A 26,500-nucleotide genomic window follows, 5' to 3' on the forward strand; every position below is an offset into this window, starting at 1 on the left:
CGGTCTATCTCTTGTTTTCGGTTGCTTGCTTCCTTACCGTACATGAGCATTCGCATAGGGCTTGAAATCCGCCGTTGCTTTCTCGGCGTTTTCGCTTAAAGGTGCGGCGAGGCTGCGATACGGCGCGTGGAATCTCTGTGCGACAAACGGCCTTCCGCATGCATTGCCGATATGGGCATCGACGAGTGCGCTCCAGTGCTCGGCGCTGCAGTCGATGCCCAGGTGCACGTCTTTCGCTCCGTATCCGTCAGCGGGTTTGATCACCCAGCGGTCCTTTTCGTCTTTGAGCCGTGCTGCATCGATGTGGTTGCCGTCGAGGGGCGTGGTGTAGGGGACGTGCTGTGCGACGAAGGCTCGCTCGCCTTCCGTGATGATTTCTTGTGCCCGGGGCGAATGCAAGACGGAGAAAATGCGCTTGTCGTGCGCGATCGCTCCCGAGAAATCGCCAAGAACGCATGCCAGGCCGGTGCACATCGCCCTGATGAGTGCTTGCGATTCGTCCCAATGCGCAAGAAGGTCGCTTGAAACGCAGCGCCTCCAAACGGCATCGATGCGTCGGCCATTCGGAAGGCGAAGGGCGTCGTCTTTCACCATAAGGCTTCTGACGTCGCAGATTTCGCACGCAATACCTCGATTCTTGAAGTGCTTTCGATATACCTCGAATTCCGCAAGCGTTGCATTTTCCCGATAATCGCAGATGGCGACCAATGGCGCCGAAGATGTGGCGAGGTCGGCCAGGTCGATGAACGTGTCTATCCAGCTCTCGATAAGTTCGTTCGGCTCGAGACGGTGGGTTTGGGAGAGCTGTTCGAATGCGGCGGTCGTGCGCAGCGCGCGGGCGATTTCGCGATCTTCGTTCATGCCCGACGACCCGTCTGCGTTCAGTTCGCAAAATGTGAAATCCCCCGTTCGCTCGTCGAGAAAAACGTCGTAGCGGGCGAAAGGCAGCGAGGTTCTCTTATCCCATGAGTCGATGATGAGGTTTTCGGCGCGCGGGTCGAAAGGAAAAAGCGTACGAAACGCAGGGTCGGCGCAGTAGCGCTCGATTATCTTCTTCAAAATGCGGTGCATGGTTTCGCAGGCATACTGCATGCGAAATTTCTCTGTGGTGCTGAAAAGGCGTGGCACGGCGGAACAGGGCACCGGTTGCCCGTGGCAGATTGCCGTCGAGCGGTCCATGATCGCTTGTACTTCGGCAAGGCTGCGGCCGCCGTCTTCGGATGAGCGTATGGCCGCTATCCATTCCAAGGTCAGCGCATTCGTTTCGGGCATGCGGTTCATTTGTTCGGGGATGCTCATAAGGGGTTCTTCCGACGGAAATCGTAGGCGGCGCGGCAGAGGGCTTCGAAAAGCACGCCTCCTTCGACAAGATATTCAGGGTGCCATTGCACACCGAGAAAAAACGTCTTGTGTGCATCCTCGATTCCCTCGATTACCTTGTAACAGAACGCCGACGCTGTTAGCTCGCTTGCCACACGATTGATGGCTTGATGGTGCATCGAGTTGACGAAGACGGCTCTGCCGCCTTCGAACCCGTATGGTTCGGTCGTGCCGCCGCTTTGAGCGCGCGACGTGGCCAAGCTTGGATAAGGATGCTGCCCGTCTTGCGAATGCGCGCGTGTGCTTTCGTGTGGCGCCTTCCGCGACTGGCAAAGCCGTGCGAGCAGGGTGTTCTCGACGATTTCGACTTCGTGGGACGGCTTTTCGTAGGGCTTGCTCTGTTGGTGAGTGCCTGGTTCTTCGGATATGCAAGCCGCAGGGATGTCTTGAATCAACGTGCCTCCAAGGGCGACATTCATCATCTGCATGCCGCGGCATATTCCCAGGATGGGGAAATCGGCGGCATGCGCTTGTTTGACGAGCGCCTTTTCGAATGCATCGCGACGGGGGTGAGCCTCGAGAAGAGAAGCGCGGGGCGTCTGGCCGTAAAAAGACGGATCGATATCGCCCCCTCCCGAAAGAACCACGCCGTCAACGCCGGCAAGCACGGCGGACACGTAGGAGCTTGAAGATGAAACGGGCTCGATGAGCAAAGGCATGCCGCCCGCATGCCATATCGCTTCTCCGTATTCACGGTTGACGCTGCAAAGATTCGAAGCGTCGTCGATGTCAGTGGTGATGCCGATCACGGGGCGGCCGTTTCTCATGCGTTCTCGCTTTCCTGTGCTTGCATGCGCATGGGAACGGGGCGGCACGACGCGAAGTCGGCGCATTCGTCACAGTCGCATACAATCGTGCGATGGATGCTTGACCAGGGAATTTCTTCACAGGCAAGCGAACGATAAAAGGGAACGGCGTAACCGCGCGCGACGAAGCGCAGTTCTTTATGGATGGTGCAGGCGGCGTGCATGAGCGTCGTACCGATGCCGCAACCGCGCAATGTTGCGTCGATGACGATGGGGTTGACGTAGGCGACGCCCTCGATCGTGCGTATGCGGCAAAAGCCTGCAATCGTGCCGTTGCTAAGGCACGCGACGAGCGTTTCGCCGAAGCCGGAAAGCGTCCCCATGCCCGCTTGCTGCCCGAGCGCGATGATGCGCTCCTCATCGCGGGGAAGGGCGAGACGGATGACAGGTGTTTCCATGGTTTGCTTCGCTTTCTCTCATCGCCGGTAACGCATCGCGTGCTTTACGGATGCGGCTGTGCATGTCTTTGTGCGCTCCGTTTGCGAGATTGCTCACTTCGGTTTATTAGCAAAAACTGTGCCGAGCTTTCAGATGGAACGGGTATTCATATTGCATGCAGCTAAACAAGGTCGGCGTCTAGTTTTCTTTGCGTCGATGCGCTTTGTTCGGTCGCGTTGCCGCGCGATTGCTCGTAGTATTCGAAGAAAACAATCGAACGAAAGCGGGCCGTCGTGCGGCGGGCCCGAGGCATGCGAGGTAGATATGGCTGAATGCGAACAGGGCGAGGCGCGCCTGCGTATGGGCGAGCGATGGCGGCAGATTCATCGGGACCCGAATGTCTATATGGTGCAGGTTCCCTTCACCAATATCTCGACGTCCGAGACGAACGTTTACGTGGTGGAGGACGAAGGCGAGGTGCTCGTGGTCGATACGGGCGCGCCGACCGATGAGGGTGCGGCGGTGCTTGAGTGCGCGCTCGAGGAGATAGGCGTCGACCCCATGCGAGCTTCGTTCTTCCTAACGCATTTGCATATGGACCATGCAGGTCTTGTCGACCGTTTGGTTCCGCTCCAAGCGCCTCTTTATGTGAACAAGGTCGACTTCGATTTGATGAACATCTCGAAGGTCCCTCGTTTTTGGGACCGCGTGGAAGCTCGTGTAATGGCCGAAGGCGTTCCTGCCGATCGCGCACACACGTATTGCCGCATCGGACGCTACGGTACAGGCATCGATAGCTTCAAGGCAGAAGGGCGAAACCTGCATTTCACGAAAGACGGAGACGAGATTTCCATCGGTCGTCATGCCCTGCGCGTCGTATCCACGGCGGGCCACACGCCCGGTCATCAGTCGCTGTTCCATGAAGAATCGGGATTGTTCTTCGGCGGCGACCATGTGCTGTTCGTGATATCGCCGGGGCTCGGCTTCAGGCCCGATTCGCAAGACCCTATGCAGGTGTATCTGGACAATGTTGCCAAGATGCTCGATATGGATATAAGCCGCCTGCTGGTATCGCATGGCGATTTGCGCGACGGCTGGCGCGAGCGCGTGCAGTGGCTGCTCGACCATCACGGGCGTCGCCTGCAGCGAGCGGTCGATTACGTCCGCGAGCATCCCGGCGCTACGGGAGCCGAGGCCATTCGCGGCCTGAAATGGAACGTTCCGAAGGAATGGGACGATATCTCTGCGGCTCAGAAATGGTGCATTCTGGAAAGCGGCATGATCATCCTGGACCACCAGGTGCGTGCGGGCGCGATCGTGCGCGAATGCGACGACCAGGGGGTCTATCGCTATTACGCGGCGTAACGGCCGCTTCGAAACGGCGAGGGAGCTCCGGCGCCCTCGCTTTTTTCATGCGCCGATGCGTTCGCACCTGGTTCGGCATCCGGTCGAAGGCAGTAAAAAGCCCTGGAAAGCGCGTGCCTTCCAGGGCTTTTGACATGCTATGCGACGGCGTGCCGCGTCGTGCGCGCGATATGCGCAGCTGCGGAAAGGGCCGTTATCCGAACCAGATTTGGAACTTCGGCACGTAGCCCATGATGAAGATGATGATCATCAGCACGGGGATGCAGTACTTGATCCAGAAGAAGCTCCATGCGGGGAACTTCACGCCGGAGCCCGCATCGGCCTCGGCCTTGAAGTTCTTCCAGCCCCAGCCGTAGCGGCTCGTGCAGAACAGCACATACAGCAGGCCGCCCAGCGGCAGGATGTTGTTCGAGACGATGAAGTCCTCGAGGCCCTGGATATCGCCGATGCCGGGGATCTGGAATCCGCTCCATACGTTCATGCCCAGGATGCAGGGCAGCGACAGGATGATGATCGCCACGGCGTTGATGGCGACGGCCTTCTTGCGCGAAATGCCCCACTGGTCCATGGCGAAGGCGATGATGTTCTCGAACACGCCGATGACGGTGGACAGTGCCGCGAAGCTCATGAAGATGAAGAACAAGGTTCCCCACAGCTGACCGAGCCACATCTGGTTGAATACGCTGGGCAGCGTGACGAACACCAGGTTGGGGCCGGAGTCGGGGCTGACGCCGAACGAGAAGCAGGCGGGGAAGATGATCAGGCCCGCGAGCAGCGAAATCAGGGTTGACAGGCCCGCGACCGAGACGGCCTCGCCCGTCAGGCGGCGGTCACGGCCGATATAGCTGCCGAAGATGGCCATGCCCGACGCGCCGATGGACAGCGTGAAGAACGCCTGGCCCATGGCCGCGTACACGGCGTCGCCGAAGGTGCCCATCTGCTCGGCCACGGTATCGCCCGCGAATAGGCGCGAGAAGTCAGGTAGCAGGTAGAAGGCCAGGCCTTCGCCGGAGTTGGGCAGCAGCAGGCTGTTGACGGCAAGGATGAGGATGGCCACGAACAGGCAGGCCATCATGACCTTGGTGATGCGCTCGACGCCGTTCTGCAGGCCCATGCCGCAGATGCCGAAGCCGATCAAGCAGACGAGCAAAAGCCATCCGAACATCTGCAGCGGGTCGGCCTGAAGAGCCGCGAACACGCTGCCGGTGTTTTCGGGGGCCACGCCGTTAAGCTGGCCGGCGCCCATCTTGAATGCGTAGGCTACCATCCATCCGGCAACCGTGGTGTAGAACATCATGAGGATGTAGTTGCCGGCGATGGCGAACCATTTATACAGGTGCCACTTCGTGCCCTTGGGTTCGAGAATGTTGAAGCTCCGTGCGCAGCTTTTCTGCGACGCGCGGCCGACTGAGAATTCCATGACCAGGATAGGCAGACCCAGGATGGCCAGGAACAGCAGGTACAGAAGAACGAATGCGGCGCCGCCGTATTCGCCGGTCACGTACGGGAAGCGCCAGACGTTTCCGAGGCCGATGGCGCAGCCGGCCGAGATGAGGATGAATCCGATGCGCGATGCGAATTTCTCGCGCGACGGTTGCGGTTCGCTCATGGTAGCTCGCTTTCTTCGCACGCGCCGCGGATGGGCGCGTTTCTTTCACGTAGTCGGCACATTATAGTGGAAAAGCATCGCAGGTCGGCATGGGGAGCGGCGAAGCGGCGGACGGCGCGATGCCTCGTCGGTTCGTGCGGGGCGTTCCCTGGCGAATAATGTTCCGCTGGCCGGGCCTCGTGTGCGACGACGCTACATCGTGGTAAAGTGTCGGTAAGCGCGGATGAACGCAGGTCCGCATTCCAACCCTGTCTCAAACAAGGAGGCTTTCGGCATGAACAAAGCCATCATCACCGTGGTCGGTCAGGATACCGTGGGCATCATCGCCCGTGTTTGCACGTATTTGTCCAACAACAACGTCAACGTTTTGGATATCTCCCAGACCATCATCGACGGATTCTTCAACATGATGATGATCGTGGACGTCACCGACGTCGCCGAAGATTTCGGCACGATGGTCGGCGACCTGGAGGCGCTCGGCGAGGAAATCGGCGTGCGCATCCGTTGCCAGAAGGAAGAAATCTTCACGAAGATGCATCGAGTGTAGTAGTTCCGGCGCGTGCAGGCCGACGGAACCGCTCGTCTGCCTCGTAATGCCTCGGCGACTCGGGCGACTGCGGCTGCTTGGAATTTTCCCATCGAACGAAAGGCATGGTTCATGCTGAATATCATGGAGGTCCACGAGACCAATCAGATGATCGAGCAGGAAAAGCTCGACGTGCGCACCATCACCATGGGCATCAGCCTGCTCGACTGCGCGTGCGACGACGTGGACGAGCTGTGCGACAACATATATAAGAAGATCGTTTCGTACGCGAAAGACCTCGTTCCGACAGGCCAGGCGATCGAGCGCGAGTACGGCATCCCCATCGTGAACAAGCGTATCTCCGTGACGCCGATTTCGTTGGTGGGTGCCCGTGCGTGCAAGACGACGGATGATTTCGTCAAGGTCATCCATGCGCTTGACAAGGCCGCGGCCGAGGTGGGCGTTAATTTCTTGGGAGGCTATTCGGCCCTCGTGGGCAAATCCATGACGCCTGCCGAAGAACTGCTCATCCGCTCGATTCCTCAGGCTCTCGCCGAAACCGAACGCGTCTGCGCCAGCGTGAACGTCGGTTCCACGAAGACGGGCATCAACATGGATGCCGTCAAGCTGATGGGCGAAGTGGTGCGCGCGACCGCCGAGGCCACGGCCGACAACGACAGTTTGGGCTGTGCGAAGCTCGTGGTGTTTTGCAACGCGCCCGACGACAATCCGTTCATGGCGGGTGCTTTCCACGGCGTCACCGAGGGCGACGTCGTGGTCAATGTCGGCGTTTCCGGTCCCGGCGTAGTCAAAAGCGCGCTCGAGGCCGCCCGCGGCAAAGATTTCGAAGTGCTGTGCGAAACCATCAAGAAGACCGCGTTCAAAATCACACGCGTCGGCCAGCTGGTGGCTCAGGAGGCCAGCCGCAGGCTGGGCGTGCCGTTCGGCATTATCGACCTTTCGTTGGCGCCGACGCCTGCGGTGGGCGACTCGGTAGGCGAAATCCTCGAGGAAATCGGCCTCGAACAGGTGGGCGCTCCGGGAACGACGGCCGCGCTCGCCATGCTCAACGACCAGGTGAAGAAGGGCGGCGTCATGGCATCGAGCTATGTCGGCGGCTTGTCGGGCGCGTTCATCCCCGTGTCCGAGGATAAGAATATGATCGACGCCGCGGCAAATGGCTGCTTGACTATCGAGAAGCTCGAGGCAATGACTTGCGTCTGCAGCGTCGGCTTGGACATGATCGCCATTCCCGGCGACACGACGGCTTCTACCATCTCGGGCATCATCGCTGACGAGGCCGCGATCGGCATGGTGAACCAGAAGACCACGGCTGTACGCGTGATTCCCGTAATCGGTAAGGGCGTCGGCGAGACGGCCGAGTTCGGCGGCCTGTTGGGCTACGCTCCCATCATGCCGGTGAACACGAAGAGCTGCGAGGCGTTCATCAGCCGCGGCGGGCGTATTCCCGCGCCGATCCATTCGTTCAAGAACTAAGCGACGCGACGCATCGGCGCCGCGCGCGATCGAAAACGCCGTCGAGCCTCGTGGTTCGGCGGCGTTTTTCATTGGAATATAATCGTCGACGACGATTGACGATGCGACATCCTCGGATGTTCGGCATCGATTTAGGAGAGGTGTCATGATGCTTGATCGGAAGGAAACGATGGCGGATTCGAAGCGGGATGAAGGACTGCTCGTAAGTCCCGATTCCAACGATGCTTGCGCGTCGGGGTATGCGGTGGCGATACGCGAGTACCGCGGATCGGACATATCCGCCATGCGGGAGATCTGGAACGAAGTCGTGCGCGGCGGCATGGCGTTTCCGCAGATAGACGAATTGGCGGACGATGCCGAGGCGGAGGCGTTCTTCGGGTCGCAGACCGTATGCGCCGTCGCTGAAGCGCAGCAGGGCATTCTGGGACTCTATATCCTTCATCCCAACAATGTGGGCCGATGCGGGCATATCGCCAATTCGAGCTACGCTGTGGCATCGCGGTCGAGGGGCATGCATATCGGCGAGCGTCTCGTGCGCGACTCTCTTGTCCGCGCTCGCGACCGCGGCTTTCGAGTGCTGCAGTTCAATGCGGTGGTGGTGAGCAACGCTTCGGCGCTGCATTTGTATGAAAAGATCGGGTTCACGAAGCTCGGCATCATTCCCGGCGGTTTTTTGAACAGGGATGGCGTGTACGAGGACATAATTCCCCATTACTACGATTTGACCACGTTGTAGGGTTTCGGGAGTCCATTCGCCGGAAGTAAGGAGACCGATGTGTCTTATATAGAAGTGACCAGTCTCGATGACCCCCGTCTCGATGTCTACGCGCGCTTGACCGAGGCCCAGCTGCGTAACAGGCTCGAACCCGAGAAGGGCATCTTCATCGCCGAGAGCATCAAGGTGATCGGCCGTGCGCTCGCTGGCGGCATGCGGCCTGTATCGGTGCTGATGACGCCCGAATGGAAAGAGGCGGCCGCTTCGACGATAGAAGCCGTCGAGCAGGCGGGGTCGCAGCATGGCGAAGACGTGCCGGTGTTCGTGGCGCCCGAGGCGGAGCTGAAGAAGCTGACCGGCTTCGCGTTGATGCGCGGCATCCTGTGCGCGATGCGCCGTCCCGCGCTGCCGAGCGTCGAGGAGCTGCTTGCGGGCATCGACGCCGCGCGTGCCGCATTGGGAGACGATAGCGGCCGCCGTCGCATCGCCGTGCTTGAGGGCATCGTCGACCACACGAACGTCGGAGCCATCTTCCGCTCGGCTGCGGCGTTGGGTATCGACGCCGTGCTCGTCGCGCCGACGTGCTGCGACCCGCTGTATCGTCGCGCGGTGCGCGTTTCCATGGGCACCGTGTTCCAGGTTCCTTGGACGCGTATCGGCGAAACCGTGCGCGATTGGCCTGCGGCGGGCCTTAAGAGGCTGGGCGATTTGGGCTATAAGACGGCGGCCATGGCGCTTTCGGACGATTCCGTGCCGCTGGGCGATGAGGCGCTTGCCGCATGCGACAAGCTGGCGCTCGTGTTCGGCACCGAAGGCGACGGATTGTCGCATCGCACCATCGAAGGATGCGATTTCACGGTGCGCATTCCGATGATGCACGGTGTCGACAGCCTTAACGTGGCAGCCGCCTCGGCCGTCACGTTCTGGGAGCTGTGCCGTTAAAGGGCGGGCTGTGTGTCGAGAATGGAATAAAGAGGCTTTTCGGCGACCCGTCGGCAATCGCGCCGGCGGGTCGTCTGCGTAATAAAGGCCCGTGGGAAGCGTATATCGTTGGCGGTCGTTTCCGTTGGGCGAAAGGCACAAATGGACGTATGACTTGTTTTTGTTGAATTATGACAAGGCGTGCTGTACGTAGAAACTTTTTCCGGTGGGTAGTCGGTTTTGAACACAAGATGCTGTGGAATCCATCAAGTTTTCAACAATCTTTGAGTAATAAGTGTAAAACAAGGGTTTAAGTTACTTTTCGATACTTGAACATATGGAAGAAAAACCCGAGGTGGCACCGGGTATTGTTGAAAACCCTTAAGTTATCAAGGTATGTGGAAGAAACTATTAACAAGAATGTTGAAAAGTGCGTCTTGTTGAAAAAGTTATCAACAGTGAAAAAAGTAGTCAGTTTTCAATAGGAAATTAGATAAGCATTCGTAACTAAGTATTTATTCGAGCCTAATAAGGCATACGGGGTAGACTGGAAGGGGGCCGCCGAACGACGAAGCGGCGTGCTCGCATGCGGCGTCGTGCGGCTGCGGCGCTATTCATGCTGAATGGAATTCAAACATCAAAAAGAAATAGGGTTACTAATAGTAACTAACACGAATGGAGGAACCGAAATGATTATCGAGTTCAAGGGGATGCGCCCCGATATCGATAAGGCGGCCTACATTGCAGAAAACGCGACGATCAGCGGCGATGTGACGCTTGGCGAGAACAGCTCCGTCTGGTTCAACGCCGTTATGCGCGCCGAAGTGGCTCCTATCACCATCGGCGCCCTGAGCAACGTGCAGGACCACGTGATGCTCCATGCCGATTACGATTGCCCCGTCACGATCGGCGAGCGCGTCTCCATCGGCCACAGCGCCATCGTGCACGGCGCCACGATCGAAGACCGCGTGATCGTCGGCATGGGCGCCATCGTGATGAACGGCGCCGTCATCGGCGAGGGCTCGATCATCGCCGCAGGCGCGCTGGTGAAGGAGGGTATGGTCGTTCCGCCGTATTCGTTGGTGGCGGGCGTTCCTGGCGTCGTGAAGAAGACCTTCGAACCCGGTCAGCGCCCCCAGGAGAATAACGACGAGGTGTATACCGACGACGCGTTCGCCTATGCCGCGGCTCCGCACTACCCGGTTCCCGTGAAATAACGCGTACTCAAGAACGTATGCACGAAGAGGGCGACCTTCGGGTCTCCCTCTTTGCGTGTGCGTCTCTTTGCTAGCGCGAAACGTGCTCTCTTATGAACTCGATGGGGTGCTTGTCGGCGACGCGGTAGATGCCCGCCGCAAGCAGCGGCATGATCAGCATGGTGAGCGCGCCCGCCGAAACGAATACCGATGCGGTCGAGGCGTCCATGGCGCCCGCATTGACGGCGACCGAAGTCACGGCCACGATCAGCGGCAGCGCGGTGGTGCAGTAGACTGCCACCGTGGCGTGCGCCCGTCCTCCCATGGATGCCACCTCGGGGTCTTTGTCGTAGTGGATCGACAAGAAGATAGGCACGGTGCGAATCAGCACCAGCATGGCGATGAACCCGAATAGCAGCAACGGGTCTTCCAGCACGGCGAGCAGGTCGATCTTGGCGCCCGATATCACGAAGAACAGAGGAATGAAGAATCCGTAGCCGATCGCGTTGAGCTTCTTTTCCAGGTCGTGATCGCCTTCGGGGATAAGGTAGCGCAGGATGAAGCCGGCGGCGAACGCGCCCAACACGATGTCCAGGCGGAACAGCGCCGACACGGCGACCAGCGCGATCAGCAGCATCAGCGTGGTGCGCACGAAGGTCTGCGAGGTGGTGTCGCGCCCCGCGAAGAAGATGTCGCGAATGGGGCCCTCCTTGCGCGACGACTGGTGTCCGAACACCGCCGTAAGCACGGCGATGGTCACGAACAGGAACAGGATGGCGATGGTCACCCAGGTCGAACGCGTCGACAGCAGCAGCGCCATGGCGACGATCGGGCCGAGCTCGCCCCACGTGCCGTAGGCGAGCACCGATTCGCCCAGGCGCGTGTTCAGCAGCCCGCGTTCTTTAAGAATAGGCATGAGCGCGCCGATGGCCGTGGTGGTCAGCGCAATAGTGACGGCCAGGCCGTCCAGGCCGCGCGCGGAAACGCTCGTGAAGCAATGCACGGCGGCAAAGGCCAGCATCAGCGTGACGAGCCAGGTGGCAAGCCCGCGCTTTCCCTCGCGACCCGTGATGGTCTTGGGGTCTATCTCGTAGCCCGCCAAAAGAAAGAGCATGGCGCAGCCCAGGTCGGAAAGAAGCATCACGCTTTCGTCGGTCCATATCATGTTGAGCATCGCCGGCCCCAGCACGGCGCCGCCTGCCAGGAGGAGCACCGTTTCAGGGATGGGTTTGCGCGGGATGAGGTTCGCAATGATGGGCGCTGCCGCCGCGACGAGCGCGATGACGGCGAGCGATACGAAATCGTGGGTCATGGCTTTCCGTTCGATGATGCCGGTAGAACGCATCAAGGGTAGCACAGGGCGCATACGTCGGTGCTTCCTCCATGCCTTCGATGCCGCCGCGTCACGCCTTGCGGCGCACGTCTGCCATAATGGTCGCGCTCCGTTATTCGAATCCATACCGACAGGAGGAACGCGCCATGCAGGACCGCCGTCCCATCCATCGCATCATGTTCGTCTGCCACGGCAACATCTGCCGCTCCACGATGGCCGAATTCGTCATGAAAGACCTGGTGAAGCGCGCAGGCCGCGAAGCCGACTTCGTCATCGCGTCCTCGGCGACGAGCACCGAGGAAATCGGCAACGACACCTATCCCGGCACCAAGCGCGTGCTGGCCGACCACGGCGTGGCCTTCGCGCCCCGCGCCGCCGTGCAGCTGCGCGCCGTCGATTACGACGCATACGACCTGTTCGTGGGCATGGATGCGGCGAATATCCGCAACATGCGCCGCATGCTGAAGGGCGACCCGCAGGCGAAGGTGCGCAAGCTGCTCGAATTCCCCGAGGGAAGCGACGCCGATACGGCCGCCGACGTGGCCGATCCCTGGTATACGGGCGATTTCGAAACCACCTACGAAGACGTGCTGCGCGGCTGCGAGGCGCTGTTGGCCTGGCTGCGCTAGAAGCGGCGCGGGCGGGTGCTTCCGAGGCCGGCCGTGGACGTTTCCTATTCGTTTCCAAACCGGCGTTCAACAGAGCGCTTGCGCCCTAGCACTCTCAATAAAAGAGTGCTAATCTTGGTTGCTGTTCGACGAAGTGCGAACGGCGCGTCAAATGCCTTCGCGCGACTCAGAAAACGCAGGCCCGCGATTCAGGGGCCGCGTGCAGAGAGAGGACTGGCTCATGCCTAAGGAAATCGCTTTCAACGCCGATGCCCGAAGCGGCCTTGCCGCAGGTGTTCATAAACTCGCCGACGCCGTGAAAGTGACGCTCGGCCCCAAGGGCCGCTACGTCGCCACGCAGGACGACCGTTACTGGAAGGCCCCGCAGGTCACCAACGACGGCGTGACCGTCGCCAAGGACATCGAATTCGCCAATCCCGTCGAGCAGATGGGCGCCAAGATGGTGCGCGAGGTTGCCGGCCAGACCGACAACGAGGTGGGCGACGGCACCACCACCGCCACGCTGCTCACCGACGAGCTCGTGACCATCGGTCTGCGCAGCATCGCCGCAGGCGCCGATCCGATCGCCATCCGCCGCGGCATCCAGCGCGCTTCTGCCGCCGCGATCGAGGCCGTGAAGGAAAACGCCATCGCGATCGAGACCCACGAGCAGACCGCCAACGTGGCCACCATTTCCGCCGGCGACGAGCTGATCGGCGAGAAGATCGCCGAGGCTATCGACGAGGTGGGCAAAGACGGCGTCATCATCGCCGAGAAGTCCCAGACCTTCGGCATCGAGGTCGAGGTGAAGAAGGGCCTCATGTTCGAGCGCGGCTTCCTTTCGCCCTACATGGCCGACGACATGCCCAACATGCTCGGCGAGCTCGAAGAGCCCTACGTCATGGTCACCGACCAGAAGATTCAGAACATACAGGACATCCTTCCCGTGCTCGAAGCCGTCAAGCAGTCCGGCCATCCGCTGCTGATCGTGGCGGGCGACGTGGGAACCGAAGCCCTCAACACGCTGCTGCTCAACAGGATGCGCGGCGCCCTGAACGTCGTGGCCGTCCAGTGCCCCGGCTACATGGACAGCGATTCGCGCAAGAAGCAGAACATGGACATCGCCATCCTCACGGGCGGCCAGGTCATCACCCCCGAGTTCGGCCTTACGCTGGCCGATGCGAACAAGGCCATGCTCGGCCGCGCCAAGAAGGTCAAGATCACCAAGGATTCCACGCTGATCATCGGCGGTCTGGGCGATAAGGACGCCATCGAGGAGCGCTGCAAGCAGATCAAGGCCGAGTACCAGAACACCACGAGCCGCGGCGAGCGTCGCGAGCTGCGCGAGCGTCTGGCGAAGATGTCCGGCGGCATCGGTGTGCTGCGCGTCGGCGCCGCGACCGAGACCGAGCTCATCTCCACGCGTCGCCGCATCGAGGACGCGATCCGTTCCGTGCAGTCCGCGCTGCGCGAGGGCGTGGTGGCAGGCGGCGGCACCGCGCTGCTGCAGGCCATTCCCGCGCTCGACGCCCTTGAGGCCGAAGGCGACGAGAAGGTCGGCATCGACATCGTCCGCAAAGCCCTCGAGGCCCCCGTGCGCACGATCGCCGAAAACGCCGGCTACGAGGGAACCCTCGTGGTGGAGAAGTGCAAGCAGCTCGAAAAGGGCTGGGGCCTCAATGCCGCGACGGGCGAGTACGGCGACATGGTGGCCATGGGCGTGGCCGACCCCACCGAGGTCGTGCGCACCTCGCTGGAATCCGCCGTTTCGCTGGCATGCCTGATCTTGGTCACCGAGGTCACCATGAACGACGAGGTCCAGGAAATCACCTGGGAAGACCTGGGCATCAAGAAATAAGGTCGTTTCGGTTTTTAAAAACCGTGTCGTAGACGCCGCCTCGCAAGGGGCGGCGTCTTTTGCAAGGAGGGGAAGCATCATGGCGAAAAGCGTCGTGACCAATGAGCCGCGTATCAAAAACACGCTGATCAAGGCCATTCGCGAACTGCTCGAGCATCGCGCTTTGTGGCTGTATCTTCTGACCGACGAGGCGAAGAAGGCGGGTGCCGACCCGGCCGCGTTCGCGCCTGCGGCGGTGAAGCGCTGCGGTCTGTTCCAGGGTGCCGAGCTGGTAGCCAAGGGCGGCGGCACCAAGAGCCTGAAAAGCCTGAAGAAGGGTCTGTTCGGCAAGCCTGCGCAGATGGTATTCGAAATGGATGTCAAAGACGTGCAGGACGACCGTTTCGAGCTGGAGTTCCATTACTGCCCGCTCGTGAAGGCGTGGCAGAAGCAGGGCTGTACCGACGAAGAGATTTCGAACCTGTGCGACTGGGCCATGTGCGGCGACCGCGGCATCGGCGAAGCGTACGGCTGTTCGCTCGACCTGCCGAAGACGATCGCCCGCGGCGACGACGTGTGCCATCTGATCTATCATCGCTGATGGCAAGCGGCCTTGCGTGCCGCAAAAAGGGAAGGGCTCCGGAATGATTCCGGAGCCCTTCGTCGTACCGGCGAGGAGTCGTGCCGCCTAGGCGCTACAGCCCCAGGCGTTCTTCGAGCGCCTGGTTGATGATGCGCAGCGCTTTGACGCGTGCGTAATACTTATTGCTCGACTCCAGGATGCGCCAGGGAGCGTAGGTGGTCGAGGTCAGGCGGAACATGTCGTCCACCGCGGCGGCGTATTGCGGGCGTTTGTCGCGGTTGCGCCAGTCTTCGGGTGTTATCTTCCACTGCTTGTCGGGGTTGGTCTCGCGGTCGTTGAAGCGTTTCAGCTGCTCATCGGGATCGACCGCCACCCAGAACTTCAGCAGAATGGCGCCCCACGCCTGCAGCTCGTGCTCGAATTCGTTGATTTCGTCATAGGCGCGGCCCCATTGCTCGGGACTTGCGAACCCTTCCACGCGTTCCACCAGCACGCGACCGTACCAGCTGCGGTCGTAGATGCCCACGTGGCCCGCGCGCGGCAGACGCGTCCAATAGCGCCACAGGTGCGGATGCATGAGTTCGGGTTTGGTGGGGGCGGGGCTGGGAAACACCGTGTAGGCGCGCGCGTCGATCGCCTGAGCCACGCGCTTGATGTTGCCGCCTTTGCCGGCCGCATCGTCGCCTTCGTAGAGCAGCATCAGCGGGATGCGCGCCCGATACATCTTCAGCTCCAGCTCACCCAGGCGCTTCTGCTCCTTTTTCAGGGCTTCGAGGTATTCCTCGCGCTCCAGGGCGAGCGAGTAGTCGATGTCTTCCAAGCGCGGTGGGCGGGACACCATGGTGAAGCGCGAATGAGCGGGCGCCAGCGCGCTTTGCTCGAGGGCCGCCTGATGCGCGGCCGCCAGCACGGCTTCGGTCTCCTCGGCGCTGCGCTTGCGCGGATCGCTTTCGGTCAGCAGGCCGGCGCTGTTCTCGGCGGCTTTGGCTGCGGCCGCTGCGGCGGCCGGATCGGCCTGCCTGGCCAGCGCGCGTTCGAGCTCGGCGACCAGCGTGCGACACACGGTGAGATTCGCGGTGCGTTTGTCTTCTCCGTTGACCAGAGTCCAGGGGGCGAAGTCGAAATCGGTGCGACGTAGCAGCTCGTCGTATTTGGCGTAGGTGGCGTCGTAGTCGTCGATGTGTTCGAGCTCCTGCTTGCTTACGCGCCAGGCGGTGTCGGGGTTTTCGTGCAGGCGGGTCAGGCGCTTTCTCTGCGCCTTCTGGGAAATGTGCACGAAGAACTTCACCACGATATAGCCGTCCGCGGCCAGCTGGCGTTCGAATTCTTCGACCGCCGATTCATAGGCGCGCATATGATTTTCTTTGTCGGTGTACAGAAGGCGCTGCGCAGCGGCGGTGTACCAGCCGCGTTCGTAGATGGTCATATCGCCGCGCGGGCCGAGGGCTTGCCAGAATTCCTGCATGAGCGGAGCGAAACCGGTGACGCCGGTCTTCATGTCGCGGAAGCGCGCGGCCTGATTTTCGTCGAAGGTGGACAGCACGTGCACATGCGTCATGCGCGCGTCCAGGTTGTACAGAAGGTCGCCGATGCGGCTGCCTTTTCCGGCGCCGTTCCAGCCGTCGAACAGCGCCACGACGCCGATTCCTGCGGCATGCGCCCGCTGCTGCAATACCACGAGTTTCGCCATGAGCTCGTCGTAGAGAGGCTTGTAGGCTTCCTTCGGGGTTTTCTCTGAAAGGTCTACCTGTTCGAGCATGAGGGCTCCTTTCGCTCGATAGTGCCTATCGGCAGTGTACGCGGGTTTCGTCTGCCGTGCGCGTCGTCCGCGTAAAAAGAGCGGACGATTTCGACGAATGCCTCAAACGTCGCATTTATGTGGCCTTTTCTTCCCTACGTCCTATCGCCCAAGAGACGGTGCCGGTCGTAAGTCAAATAGATGTCAAACGATTCTTGCAACGTATGGCCTAGGTCAAACCTCACGCTATAATCGAGATGAGAAGGGGAGCGATTCTCTCCGCAAGCCATGCGTCGAGGAGGGCATCATGGCAGAAAACGAAATCGCCAGGACCGATAAGGCCAAGGGGCGTCCTAAGACCAAATCCTACATGCAGAACCGCGAGCTTTCTTGGCTTTCGTTCAACGAGCGCGTGCTCGACCAGTCGATCGATCCCAACGTTCCGTTGCTCGAACGCATGAAGTTCATCGCCATCTGGCGTTCCAACTTGCAGGAGTTCTTCATGGTGCGCGTGGGCAGCCTGCTCGATCTGGAGCTGGCCAAGGAAACGGTGTATGACAGCAAGACGGGCATGACGCCAGTCGAGCAGCTCGAGGCCGTGTACACGCGCGTGCGCGAATTGACGCCGCAGGTTTCCGAAGACTTTCGAACGGTGCGCCACCAGCTCGAGGCTCAGGGCATCCATCAGCTCTATCCCGACGAGCTCACGCCCAAACAGTACGACCAGCTCATGCAGTATCTCAAGGTAAACGTGCTGCCGCTCGTGTCTCCGCAGATCGTCAACGCGACGCACCCGTTCCCGCATCTGGAAAACGGTGCGCTCTATATCGCCGTGCGCTTGGACGACCTGCCGGAAGAGCCGGCCAAGATGCCGAAGGACCGTCGCAAGGCGTATCGTGCGAAGGCGGCCGAAGACGTGGTCATGGGCATCATCCCCATGCCGTTGAACTGCCCGCGCACCATCAAGCTCGATAGCGAGAACGGAGGCTATTCCTTCATTCTGCTCGAGCACGCGCTCGAGATGGTGGCCGATAAGATCTTCAGCATGTATCCGGTCAAACACGCCAACGTCATCCAGGTCACGCGCAACGCCGACCTCGACACTTACGAGGAATCCGACGAATACGACGAGGACTTCCGCAGCCACATGAAGCGCATCTTGAAGAAGCGCAGCCGCCTGGCTCCTGTGCGCCTGGAAAGCGAGCGCCCGTTGTCGTTGGTGACCGAGCGCTTCCTGGCGAAGCGTCTGGGGCTCAAGCGCAACCAGGTCTATACCGTGGGCTTGCCGCTCGATATGGGCTACGCGTTCGCGTTGCCGAGCATGGTGGGCCGCGAGCTTGCGGCTCCGTTCGTCGACGAGCCCGCAAGCCCCCAGTGGCCTGCCGAACTGGTGCGCGGGCGCAGCATCATAGACCAGGTGCTCAAGAAAGACGTCATGTTGTCGTATCCGTACGAGACCATGGATGCTTTCGTCCACCTGCTGCAAGAGGCGGCGGTCGACCCCGACGTCTTGTCCATCAAGATCACCCTGTATCGCCTGGCCAGCCAGTCGCGTTTGGCCGAGGCCCTGATCACCGCGGCCGAAAACGGCAAGGAAGTCACGGCGTTGTTCGAGTTGCGCGCGCGTTTCGACGAGAGCAACAACATCGAATGGTCGCAGCGTTTCGAGCAGGCCGGATGCAACATCATCTACGGCTTCCGCGACTATAAGGTGCATAGCAAGATCTGCGCGATCACGCGCCGTTCTGAAAACGGCCTGCAGTTCATCACGCAGCTTGGCACGGGTAATTACAACGAGAAGACGGCGAAGCTCTATACCGACCTGTCCATGATCACCGCCGATCCGGAAATCGGCCAGGATGCGGCCATGTTCTTCCGCAGCATGCAGCTGGAAAGCGCGACCGATGCATACCAGACGCTGCTTGTGGCGCCGCTCATGATCAAGCAGGGCCTGTGCGCTATGGTCGACCGCGAAATCGAGAAGGCCAAGGCGGGCCTGCCTGCGGAAATCATGATGAAGACCAACTCCGTCACCGATAAAGACGTGATCGAGAAGCTGGCCGAGGCGAGTCGCGCGGGCGTGAAGGTCACCATGCTGGTCCGCGGCATCTCGTGCTTGGTGCCGGGCATTCCCGGGCAGACCGATAACATCCGCGTGGTCAGCGTGGTGGGCCGTCTGCTCGAGCATTCGCGCATTTACGTGTTCGGCGCGGGCGACGACAAGAAGGTCTATCTGTCCAGCGCCGACCTGATGACGCGCAATCTGGACAAACGCGTCGAAATAGCCTGGCCTGTCAACGATCCGAGCCTGCGTGCCAAAGTGCTCGGCTATTTCGACACCATGCTTTCCGACACGGCGAAGCTTCGCGAGCTGAAGCCTGACGGCACGTATACCGAGCTGGGGCACTTCGTGCCGAAAGACGCATCGGGCAAGCCGTCGGCGCGTCCTTTCGACGCCCAGGACCATTTGATCAAGGAGGCCTATGTGGCCGCCGAGAATGCGCCGCGTCCCGCGACGCCTAACATGGTCATGCACGGTCGTCTTTCCACGCAGATCGAGGCTCTAATCGAAGAGGCGGAAGACGACTTGGTCTACGGCAAGGAACCCGAACGCAAGGCGAGGGCGATCGACCTCGAAATGGAGGCCGAGCCCGTGCGCTACGAGGGCAAGGCGTCGGTCGAATCCGAGGATGCCGGGTCTGAGATCGCGGCTGAAGCCGATCCCGCCGAGCGCGTACCCGCTCATGCCTCGTCCGGCGACGCCGAGCCTGCCGTGCGTGCGTCCGCTTCGGCGGGCGAGTCGGTGGGCGCTCACGCGAAGAAGAAAGAGCCCGCTCGGGAAGCTGCGTTCATCGAAGAGCATCAGGCGCCCGTTGAGCAGGTTCCGGTCGATGGGGTCGTCGAAGCCGTCGAGGAGTCCATCGCAGATGAGGCGAAGGAGGCCGGCGAGCCTGCCGTCGAGGTCGCTGATCCCGCTGCATCCGAGGCCGCTGGTTTGGAAAATTCCGCCGACCAGGCGTATGCGACGGTCCCTCTGCCCGCGATGGATGCTGCCGAACCTCTCCCTGCCGACCCGGTCATGGCGCCCGCCGTCGAAGCGAAAAGCGAATATGCAGCGGCCCGCAGGGAACCGCTGGGCGCCCCCGCCGACGACCTGCCCGGACACAAGGCTCCCGGCCGCTCGATCGAGATGCCTAAGAAAAAAGGCTTCTTCGCGCGCTTGTTCGGACGCTAAAGCCCGCGCGTCGTGTTCGTCGTGTTGCATCGACTGCGGCCCCGCGACCTTTCCGGTCCGGGGCCGCTTTTTCCGATTCGTCTCTTCGGGCGAAGGTGTCGGTTCGGCAACCGCCGCTCGTGAAGATTGCGTGAAGCCCCAGCGTGCGGTACCATCCAGAACGAAAAGGAAAGCCATCGCCTCAAGGAGGAAGACATGGAGCTTTTTGGAATGCAGGTGCCCATGGCGGCTATTTGGATCGTCGCTGCCATCGTGGTCGCCATCGTCGTCGGCTTCATCGTGAAGGGCTTCATCGAAGAGATGAGGAAGTAACGCCGCGTCGTACGCACGCAACGGAAAGGCCTGTCGAGTCGCGAAGCTCGGCGGGCCTTTTGCGTTCTTGGGACGAAATGCCTCCTTTTTCTCCCGGGGCGCGTTCTTTTCTCTATGATGGGATGTATGGAAAAACGAAACGACACCTCACACGATTTTGAACGCGACGCCCGCAGACAGGGCGCGTCTTCGCGGTCTCGGGACGGGGCTCCGATGCAGCGCAGCGATCTTTCGGGGCTCATTCCTCGAATCGACCAGACTCAGTCTGCGCCGGGGCCGACGGGGTTCGTTCCCGCCGCGCCCGCCCGCGCCGCCGACCCGCGTCGAGCGAGTGCGCAGCCGGCCTTGACTGACGAAGCGCAGGCTTACGCGCGCGCCCGATACGGCGCCGCGGCGCACGATGCCGAAGAGCGCAAACGTCGCAGGAAGAAGGGCCGCATCTGGACGGCGGTGCTTGTTCTTTCCATCGCGGTGTTCGCGGCAAGCGTGGGCGTGCTCGGCGTGATCGGTTACGGCTATTGGCACGGGACCAAGGTTTACGATGAAGTTGCTGCTCAGGCCTCTATACAGAAGGAGGCCGACGCCCTGTCGTCGATGACGGTGGATTGGGATGCGCTTTTGAGCAAGAATCCCGATACGGTGGGGTGGATCTACATGCCTGGAACGAGCATCGACTATCCGATCGTTCAGGGCGAAACCGACGAAGAATACCTGAGGAAGGATTTCGCGGGCGAAACGGGCGGCCTGGTCCACAAGGGCGCGATCTTCCTTTCGTCGGACAATGCGCCCGCGATGACCGATCAGAACAATGTGATCTACGGCCATAACATGAATGACGACACCATGTTCGCCCATGTTCTGGCCATGACCGAGCAGCCCGCGTTCGATGCGGCGCGTACGTTCTACGTATTCACGCCCGACCGCAATTACCGCTGCATGACCTATGCCGCCGATATCGTCGACGCCTCGCAGACGTCGATCCTGCAGTTCAACTTCGCAGACCGCAGCAGCCAGGACGTCTACGTGGCCGCGAATATCGAAAGCTCGACGGTCGCGACGCCGACGGATGTCGACTTGAGCGCGGCTACGAAGTTGTTCACGCTTATCACGTGCGGCGACGATTACGCCGCCACGCGTGCGGTGCTGTTCGGCGCCGTGGTGGAGACGGCCGAGCCCGCGAATGCGGCATCGTAGCGTCCGCATTCGCCCGAACAGGTTGTTTTTCGTATCAAGGCGCATGCTGCATGTGGCGGTACGCGCCTCGACATGTCATTATGGAACGAAGCGAGCAAACGCGGCGGGTTCCGCGTGCACCGGTATGAAGGGAGACTCATGACTCAGGTAACCTACGCCGACGCCGGCGTCGATATCGAAGAGGGCGCGGCTGCGGTCGACGCCATCAAGGACGCGGTGCATTCGACGTATCGCCCCGAGGTGATCGGCGACATCGGCGGCTTCGGCGGACTGTTCTCCGCCGCCGCAATGAAGGATATGGAAGACCCCATCCTTATTTCCGGCACGGACGGCGTGGGCACCAAGCTCAAGGTTGCCCAGCTGATCGGCAGGCATGACACGGTTGGCATCGACCTGGTGGCCATGTGCGTCAACGACATTCTTGCCTGCGGCGCCGAGCCCCTGTTCTTCCTCGACTACATCGCCATCGGCAAGCTGCGCAAAGAGCATGTCGCAGACGTCGTGGGCGGCATCGCCGACGGTTGCCGTCAGGCGGGCTGTGCCCTGGTCGGCGGCGAGATGGCCGAGCATCCGGGCGTCATGGACCCCGACGATTACGACCTGTCCGGCTTCTGCGTGGGCGTCGTCGACCGTCCGAAGATGATCGGTCCCGACAACGTGGCCTGCGGCGACGTCGTGGTGGGCCTGCGTTCGAGCGGCTTCCATTCCAACGGCTATTCGCTGGTCCGCAAGGTCATGGTGGAAGGCAAGACCGCCGAAGACCTGGCCAAGACCGACGAGCGTCTGGGCGGCAAGACCATCGGCGAGGCCCTGATCGAGCCTACGCGCATCTACGTGAAGCCGGTCCTGTCCTGCCTGCGCGAACTTCCGGGCGCCGTGCATGCGCTGGCCCACATCACGGGCGGCGGCATGACCGAGAACCTCAACCGCGCGCTGCCGAAGAATCTCGACGCGCTGGTCGATCCCGCGAAGTGGGACGTCCCTGGCATCACCCGGATGGCCGTCGAGGCCGCGGGCCTGTCCGACGAAGAGGCCCTCAAGACCTTCAACATGGGCATCGGCATGGCGCTGATCGTGGACGCCTCCCAGGTCGAGGCCGTGATCGAGAACCTTAAGGCTGCAGGCGAGGATCCCTGCGTGATCGGCTCGATCATCGAAGGCACGGGCTGCGTCCGTTATCCTGCGTAACGGTGTCGCCGTCGGGTTTTCCCGGCGTAGGGGAAGCGAAGCATCGCGAAGGCGGGCTTCGCTTCTTCGTTTTCGCACGAAACGATAGAAAGGAGCGCCATGGCGCTGAAAATCGGTGTTCTCATCTCCGGCTCGGGATCGAATCTGCAGGCCATCATCGACGAAATCGAGGCCGGTCGCCTCGACGCCGAGATCCGCGTGGTCATTTCCAGCCGCCCCGACGCCTACGGCCTCGTCCGTGCGCAGGAGGCGGGCATCCAGACCGTCGCGCTTTCCAAGGACGTCTATGCCGATTACGAGACGGCCAACGAAGCCATCGCCACCGAACTCGTGCACGCGGGATGCGAATACGTGGTCATGGCCGGCTATATGCGCATGGTGACCGACCCCATTCTGATGGCGTTCCCCGACCGCGTGCTGAACCTGCATCCGGCGCTGCTTCCGTCGTTCAAAGGGGCGCATGCCATTCGCGACGCCTACGAGGCGGGCGTGAAGGTAACGGGCGTCACGGTGCATTTCGCCAACGCCGAATACGACAAGGGCCCCATCGTGGCCCAGCGCGCGGTGGAAATCGCCGAGGACGACACGCTCGATTCGCTCGAAGAGAAGATCCATGCGGTCGAGCACCAGGTGTATCCCGAGGTGCTGCAGGTGATCGCCGAAGGTCGCGTGGCGGTCGGCGACGATCGCAAGGTGCGCATCGCGCCCCGAGACTAGCGCGCCGCGAACCGGCTTCGCCCGGGAGTTCGTGTTTGTCGCACGCTGCGAATGCTGATATATTCTGAATCAAGGATAAACGGACCCTCGTTTTTCGGGGGTCCGTTGTGCGAAGGGGGCTTGCCGCGCCGTCGAGCGGGCATGCTTTCACAGCGGGTGATTCACATGAAAGGAACCAGACATGCGTAAAGAAACGCTCCTTGCCATCGCGGCCGACCTGCGCGCGGGGCGCTCCGTCGAGCTCTCCGTCGACGACTTCCCGTGCTTTTCCGCCGAGGCCGCCGAGGCCGACAAGCGCACGTCCCCCGAGGCGCTGGCGCGTATTTCAGCCGCGCTGACGGCCGAGGACGCCTGCGTGTTCGAGCGTGCGGCCCGCGCCATCGACGAGCACGACCTTGCCTGGATCGGCTTCAAGGTGGTCGAAGACGCCGATGCGGCGGTTGCCAACGTCGATAACGAAGTCACGAAGAAGTACGGCGACGTGGGCAGTGCTGACGGCCGCGACCTGGTGTTCTTCTGCAACGACGCCAAAGAGGCGGTGGCGGCTCGCGAATATTCCGCCCGCGACTTCTTCCAGATGAAGGACGTCACCCGCGGTCCCTCCATGCATAACGACCAGTTCGACGGCCTTACGTGGACGTCGGTCGCGCTGTTCGACCCGGTGAAGGTGTGGCTGCTCGGCGCTTCCGACGTGGCGGTCGAGACTGCCGTTCTGGCCCGCCATGTGGGCTTCGTCGTGGAAGTGGTCGACGACGACGCATCCTTCCTCAACGAAGAGCGCTTCCCCGACGCGAAGCGCACTCTGATCGGTTCGTTCGACGAGCTTGCCGGCATGAAGGCCGACCCGGCCGATTACGTGTGCGTGGTCACGCGCGGTCACATGCATGACCCCGAGGGCTGCGTGTGGGCAAGCGAACAGGGCGTGCATTACGTGGGCATGATGGGCTGCAAGGGCAAAAACAGCCGCGTGCACGACCTGTGCCTGGACGCCGGCATGACCGAGGAGCAGTGGGAGGCCGTCAAGCGCCCGATCGGCCTGAAGTTCGGTGCGAAGACGCCTGCCGAGCTGGCCATCTCGATCGTGGCCGAGCTGGTGGACGTGCGCTACAGGCAGCGCTACAGCCAGGAGGCGCGCGACAAGCACGACAACGGCCTTTGGTAGGATGCATCGTTTCCTGCGTGCGGAGTTTTTCACATGGGGAATTTTCGCTCCTCGACCTCGGTCGTCGGGGGCATTCGCAAGCCGCAGCTCCGAGGGGTTGCGGCTTTTTCCATGCGCGTCTGGCGGGTCCTACAGCCGGTAGGCGGTCGAAGGTTTCCGGCACACGACATAATGGGTCGATTCGTGGCGATTCGCCGAACGATGCCGCTTGCCGCAGGCATAGGGCGCGGGTGGCGTTACTATAAGGCCATTCGATAATGGCTGGCCTAGCAGGAAGGAAAGAGCAGGATGAGCAATCCTCAGGTCAAACGAGCGCTCATGTCGGTCACCGATAAAACCGGCATCGTGGAATTCGCCCGCGCGCTTCATGAAGAGTTCGGCGTCGAAATCGTCTCCACGGGCGGCACCGCCAAAGTCATCGAGGCCGCCGGCGTGCCCGTGCGTCCGATCGACGACTTGACCGGGTTCCCCGAGATGATGGACGGTCGCGTGAAGACCCTGCACCCCAAGGTGCACGGCGGCCTTCTTGCCAAGCGCGACAATGCCGAGCATATGCGCCAGGCCGAAGAGCACGGCATCGGCATGATCGACATGGTGGTCGTCAACCTCTACGCCTTCGAGAAGACCGTCGAGTCCGGTGCCGATTTCGGCACCTGCATCGAGAACATCGACATCGGCGGCCCCTCCATGCTGCGTTCCGCCGCTAAGAACTTCGAGAGCGTCGCCGTGGTCACCGAGCCCGAGCGCTATGACGCCATCCTCGAGGAGATGCGCGCCAACGACGGCGCCACCACCCGCGAGACCCGCGTGGCCCTTGCCCTCAAGGTGTTCCAGACCACCAACGCCTACGACGGCGCGATCGCCCGTTGGTTGGGCGGCCAGCTGGGCGAGCAGGCCGAGCTGCATCCCGCGCAGCGCGACCTTTACCTGGTGAAGCAGCAGGACCTGCGCTACGGCGAGAACCCGCACCAGGCCGCCATGTACTACCGCATGCCCGAGTTCGCCACCGAGCACTCCCTGGTCAACGCCGAGCAGCTCAACGGCAAAGAGCTCTCGTACAACAACATCCTCGACACCGACGCTTGCTGGGCCATCGCTCGCGAGTTCGCCGACCCGGCGGTCGTCATCCTGAAGCACCAGAACCCCTGCGGTTCCGCTACCGCCGCCACGGTGGAGGAGGCTTACGACAAGGCCTTCGCATGCGACCCGAAGAGCGCGTTCGGCGGCATCATCGCGGCCAACGTCGAGGTGTCTCTTGCCATGGTCGAGCACATCAACGAGAACAAGCAGTTCGTCGAGGTGCTGATTGCGCCTTCCTACGAGCCTGCCGCCCTCGAGCTGCTGCAGCAGAAGAAGAACCTGCGCGTCCTGCGCACCGGCGGCGTCGACGCACCGGCCGCGATCGAGTTCCGTTCGGTCGACGGCGGCATGCTCGCCCAGGTCTTCGACCGCGTGAACGAGAAGCCCGAGGACTTCACCGTTCCCACCAAGCGCAAGCCCACCGAGGCCGAGATGGACGAGCTCATGTTCGCCTGGAAGGTCTGCAAGGGCGTCAAGTCCAACGCCATCTTGGTTTCCAAGAATCGTGCGGGCATCGGCATGGGCCCCGGCCAGCCGAACCGCGTCGACTCTGCGAAGCTGGCGTGCGAGCGCGCCCATGAGGCCTGCGAGCGCATGGGCATGTCGGCCGACGGCCTGATGGCCGCCTCCGACGCCTTCTTCCCGTTCCGCGACGGCGTGGACCAGCTGGCCGGCTACGGCGTGACCGCCATCATCCAGCCCGGCGGCTCCGTGCGCGACGAGGAAGTCATCCAGGCGTGCGACGAGCACGGCATCGCCATGGTCTTCACCGGCCATCGCCACTTCCGCCACTAGAGTTCAAGGCCCGCAAGGGTCGATTCCGCGCCATGTTCGAGAAGGCGGCCTTCGGGTCGCCTTCTTGCGTATGCGGCAGTGCCGTTCGGCCGCGCAGGGGCCGCGGCGCATGCTACAATGCGGCGCATGGCTACGATCAACGAACAGCGCCCTCGAAACGATTCCGCCGCTTCGCCTTCGAAGCGCAGGTCGCGCGTGCCTGCGTGGGCGATCGTGCTCGTGTTGGCGGCCGCGCTCATCGCGCTCGGCGTTATGCAGGGCGATGCGCTCGACGTGTGGCGCAAGGCTTCGCTTATCTGCTACGAATGCATCGGCATAGGGTAGG

At 61.6% G+C, this 26,500-nt stretch carries 22 protein-coding genes; 16 read left to right on the forward strand and 6 right to left on the reverse strand.

Annotated elements, in window-relative coordinates:
* Positions 1-33: 33 nt before the first annotated feature.
* The 3 genes from Q6E04_RS01490 to Q6E04_RS01500 form a co-directional block, all read right to left on the reverse strand.
* Positions 34-1,071 carry a carboxylate--amine ligase gene (locus tag Q6E04_RS01490; protein WP_368656395.1) on the reverse strand — a complete coding sequence of 346 codons (1,038 nt, stop codon included), beginning with the start codon at positions 1,069-1,071 and terminating at the stop codon, positions 34-36.
* Between the two features lie 224 nt (positions 1,072-1,295).
* Positions 1,296-2,147, reverse strand: a complete 852-nt coding sequence (locus Q6E04_RS01495; protein WP_303249063.1) for a gamma-glutamyl-gamma-aminobutyrate hydrolase family protein — start codon at positions 2,145-2,147, stop codon at positions 1,296-1,298.
* Positions 2,144-2,584 carry a GNAT family N-acetyltransferase gene (locus Q6E04_RS01500; protein WP_303249064.1) on the reverse strand — a complete coding sequence of 147 codons (441 nt, stop codon included), beginning with the start codon at positions 2,582-2,584 and terminating at the stop codon, positions 2,144-2,146. The genes Q6E04_RS01495 and Q6E04_RS01500 overlap by 4 nt, the downstream gene beginning before the upstream one ends.
* 304 nt (positions 2,585-2,888) lie before the next feature.
* Between Q6E04_RS01500 and Q6E04_RS01505 the strand changes: the two genes are divergently transcribed.
* On the forward strand, positions 2,889-3,929 hold the full coding sequence (locus tag Q6E04_RS01505) for an MBL fold metallo-hydrolase (RefSeq protein ID WP_303249065.1): 1,041 nt from the start codon (positions 2,889-2,891) through the stop codon (positions 3,927-3,929).
* Positions 3,930-4,122: 193 nt separating this feature from the next.
* Here the strand turns inward: Q6E04_RS01505 and Q6E04_RS01510 are convergent, their stop codons facing one another.
* Positions 4,123-5,538 (reverse strand): sodium-dependent transporter, encoded by a 1,416-nt coding sequence (locus Q6E04_RS01510; protein ID WP_303249066.1) that lies wholly within the window; start codon positions 5,536-5,538, stop codon positions 4,123-4,125.
* Positions 5,539-5,812: 274 nt separating this feature from the next.
* Here Q6E04_RS01510 and Q6E04_RS01515 point away from each other — a divergent pair, with 274 nt between their 5' ends.
* The 5 genes from Q6E04_RS01515 (at position 5,813) to Q6E04_RS01535 (ending at position 10,414) form a co-directional block, all read left to right on the forward strand.
* Complete coding sequence (locus Q6E04_RS01515) at positions 5,813-6,085, forward strand: ACT domain-containing protein (protein ID WP_303249067.1); 273 nt, start codon at positions 5,813-5,815, stop codon at positions 6,083-6,085.
* Positions 6,086-6,196: 111 nt separating this feature from the next.
* Positions 6,197-7,561 (forward strand): PFL family protein, encoded by a 1,365-nt coding sequence (locus Q6E04_RS01520; RefSeq protein WP_303249068.1) that lies wholly within the window; start codon positions 6,197-6,199, stop codon positions 7,559-7,561.
* 169 nt (positions 7,562-7,730) lie between these two features.
* A complete protein-coding gene (locus Q6E04_RS01525) occupies positions 7,731-8,297 on the forward strand; it encodes a GNAT family N-acetyltransferase (protein WP_303249069.1) in 567 nt (188 codons plus the stop codon).
* Between the two features lie 39 nt (positions 8,298-8,336).
* Positions 8,337-9,218, forward strand: a complete 882-nt coding sequence (locus Q6E04_RS01530) for an RNA methyltransferase (RefSeq protein WP_303249070.1) — start codon at positions 8,337-8,339, stop codon at positions 9,216-9,218.
* Positions 9,219-9,886: 668 nt separating this feature from the next.
* Positions 9,887-10,414, forward strand: a complete 528-nt coding sequence (locus Q6E04_RS01535; RefSeq protein ID WP_303249071.1) for a gamma carbonic anhydrase family protein — start codon at positions 9,887-9,889, stop codon at positions 10,412-10,414.
* Positions 10,415-10,484: 70 nt separating this feature from the next.
* Here the strand turns inward: Q6E04_RS01535 and Q6E04_RS01540 are convergent, their stop codons facing one another.
* Positions 10,485-11,738 carry a cation:proton antiporter gene (locus Q6E04_RS01540; RefSeq protein ID WP_303249072.1) on the reverse strand — a complete coding sequence of 418 codons (1,254 nt, stop codon included), beginning with the start codon at positions 11,736-11,738 and terminating at the stop codon, positions 10,485-10,487.
* A 134-nt stretch (positions 11,739-11,872) separates the two neighbouring features.
* Between Q6E04_RS01540 and Q6E04_RS01545 the strand changes: the two genes are divergently transcribed.
* From Q6E04_RS01545 to Q6E04_RS01555, 3 genes are all read left to right on the forward strand, one after another.
* Entirely contained in the window at positions 11,873-12,355 is a 483-nt protein-coding gene (locus tag Q6E04_RS01545; RefSeq protein ID WP_303249073.1) for a low molecular weight protein-tyrosine-phosphatase, read from the forward strand.
* A 220-nt stretch (positions 12,356-12,575) separates the two neighbouring features.
* Positions 12,576-14,192 (forward strand): chaperonin GroEL, encoded by a 1,617-nt coding sequence (gene groL / locus Q6E04_RS01550; protein WP_303249074.1) that lies wholly within the window; start codon positions 12,576-12,578, stop codon positions 14,190-14,192.
* Between the two features lie 79 nt (positions 14,193-14,271).
* On the forward strand, positions 14,272-14,772 hold the full coding sequence (locus tag Q6E04_RS01555; protein WP_303249075.1) for an L-2-amino-thiazoline-4-carboxylic acid hydrolase: 501 nt from the start codon (positions 14,272-14,274) through the stop codon (positions 14,770-14,772).
* A gap of 94 nt (positions 14,773-14,866) precedes the next feature.
* Here Q6E04_RS01555 and Q6E04_RS01560 read toward each other — a convergent pair whose 3' ends face one another.
* Complete coding sequence (locus Q6E04_RS01560) at positions 14,867-16,513, reverse strand: polyphosphate--AMP phosphotransferase (protein ID WP_303249076.1); 1,647 nt, start codon at positions 16,511-16,513, stop codon at positions 14,867-14,869.
* Between the two features lie 286 nt (positions 16,514-16,799).
* On the opposite strand from Q6E04_RS01560, the gene ppk1 reads away from it, so the two are divergent.
* The 7 genes from ppk1 (at position 16,800) to Q6E04_RS01595 (ending at position 26,499) form a co-directional block, all read left to right on the forward strand.
* Positions 16,800-19,727 (forward strand): polyphosphate kinase 1, encoded by a 2,928-nt coding sequence (ppk1, locus tag Q6E04_RS01565; RefSeq protein ID WP_303249077.1) that lies wholly within the window; start codon positions 16,800-16,802, stop codon positions 19,725-19,727.
* Positions 19,728-20,252: 525 nt separating this feature from the next.
* The gene (locus Q6E04_RS01570; RefSeq protein ID WP_303249078.1) at positions 20,253-21,233 is read left to right on the forward strand and encodes a class B sortase; all 981 of its coding nucleotides are present in this window, start codon (positions 20,253-20,255) and stop codon (positions 21,231-21,233) included.
* A gap of 138 nt (positions 21,234-21,371) precedes the next feature.
* Positions 21,372-22,421: a phosphoribosylformylglycinamidine cyclo-ligase gene (gene purM, locus Q6E04_RS01575; protein ID WP_303249079.1), complete on the forward strand. Its 1,050-nt coding sequence runs from the start codon at positions 21,372-21,374 to the stop codon at positions 22,419-22,421.
* A gap of 99 nt (positions 22,422-22,520) precedes the next feature.
* On the forward strand, positions 22,521-23,138 hold the full coding sequence (gene purN, locus Q6E04_RS01580; protein WP_303249080.1) for a phosphoribosylglycinamide formyltransferase: 618 nt from the start codon (positions 22,521-22,523) through the stop codon (positions 23,136-23,138).
* Between the two features lie 181 nt (positions 23,139-23,319).
* A complete protein-coding gene (locus Q6E04_RS01585) occupies positions 23,320-24,300 on the forward strand; it encodes an XdhC family protein (protein WP_303249081.1) in 981 nt (326 codons plus the stop codon).
* Between the two features lie 288 nt (positions 24,301-24,588).
* Positions 24,589-26,175 (forward strand): bifunctional phosphoribosylaminoimidazolecarboxamide formyltransferase/IMP cyclohydrolase, encoded by a 1,587-nt coding sequence (gene purH / locus Q6E04_RS01590; RefSeq protein WP_303249082.1) that lies wholly within the window; start codon positions 24,589-24,591, stop codon positions 26,173-26,175.
* Between the two features lie 126 nt (positions 26,176-26,301).
* Positions 26,302-26,499 (forward strand): CD1871A family CXXC motif-containing protein, encoded by a 198-nt coding sequence (locus Q6E04_RS01595; RefSeq protein WP_303249083.1) that lies wholly within the window; start codon positions 26,302-26,304, stop codon positions 26,497-26,499.
* The last annotated feature ends 1 nt before the right edge of the window (position 26,500 follow it).

This window comes from uncultured Slackia sp., assembly GCF_959608125.1.
Taxonomy (GTDB): domain Bacteria; phylum Actinomycetota; class Coriobacteriia; order Coriobacteriales; family Eggerthellaceae; genus Slackia.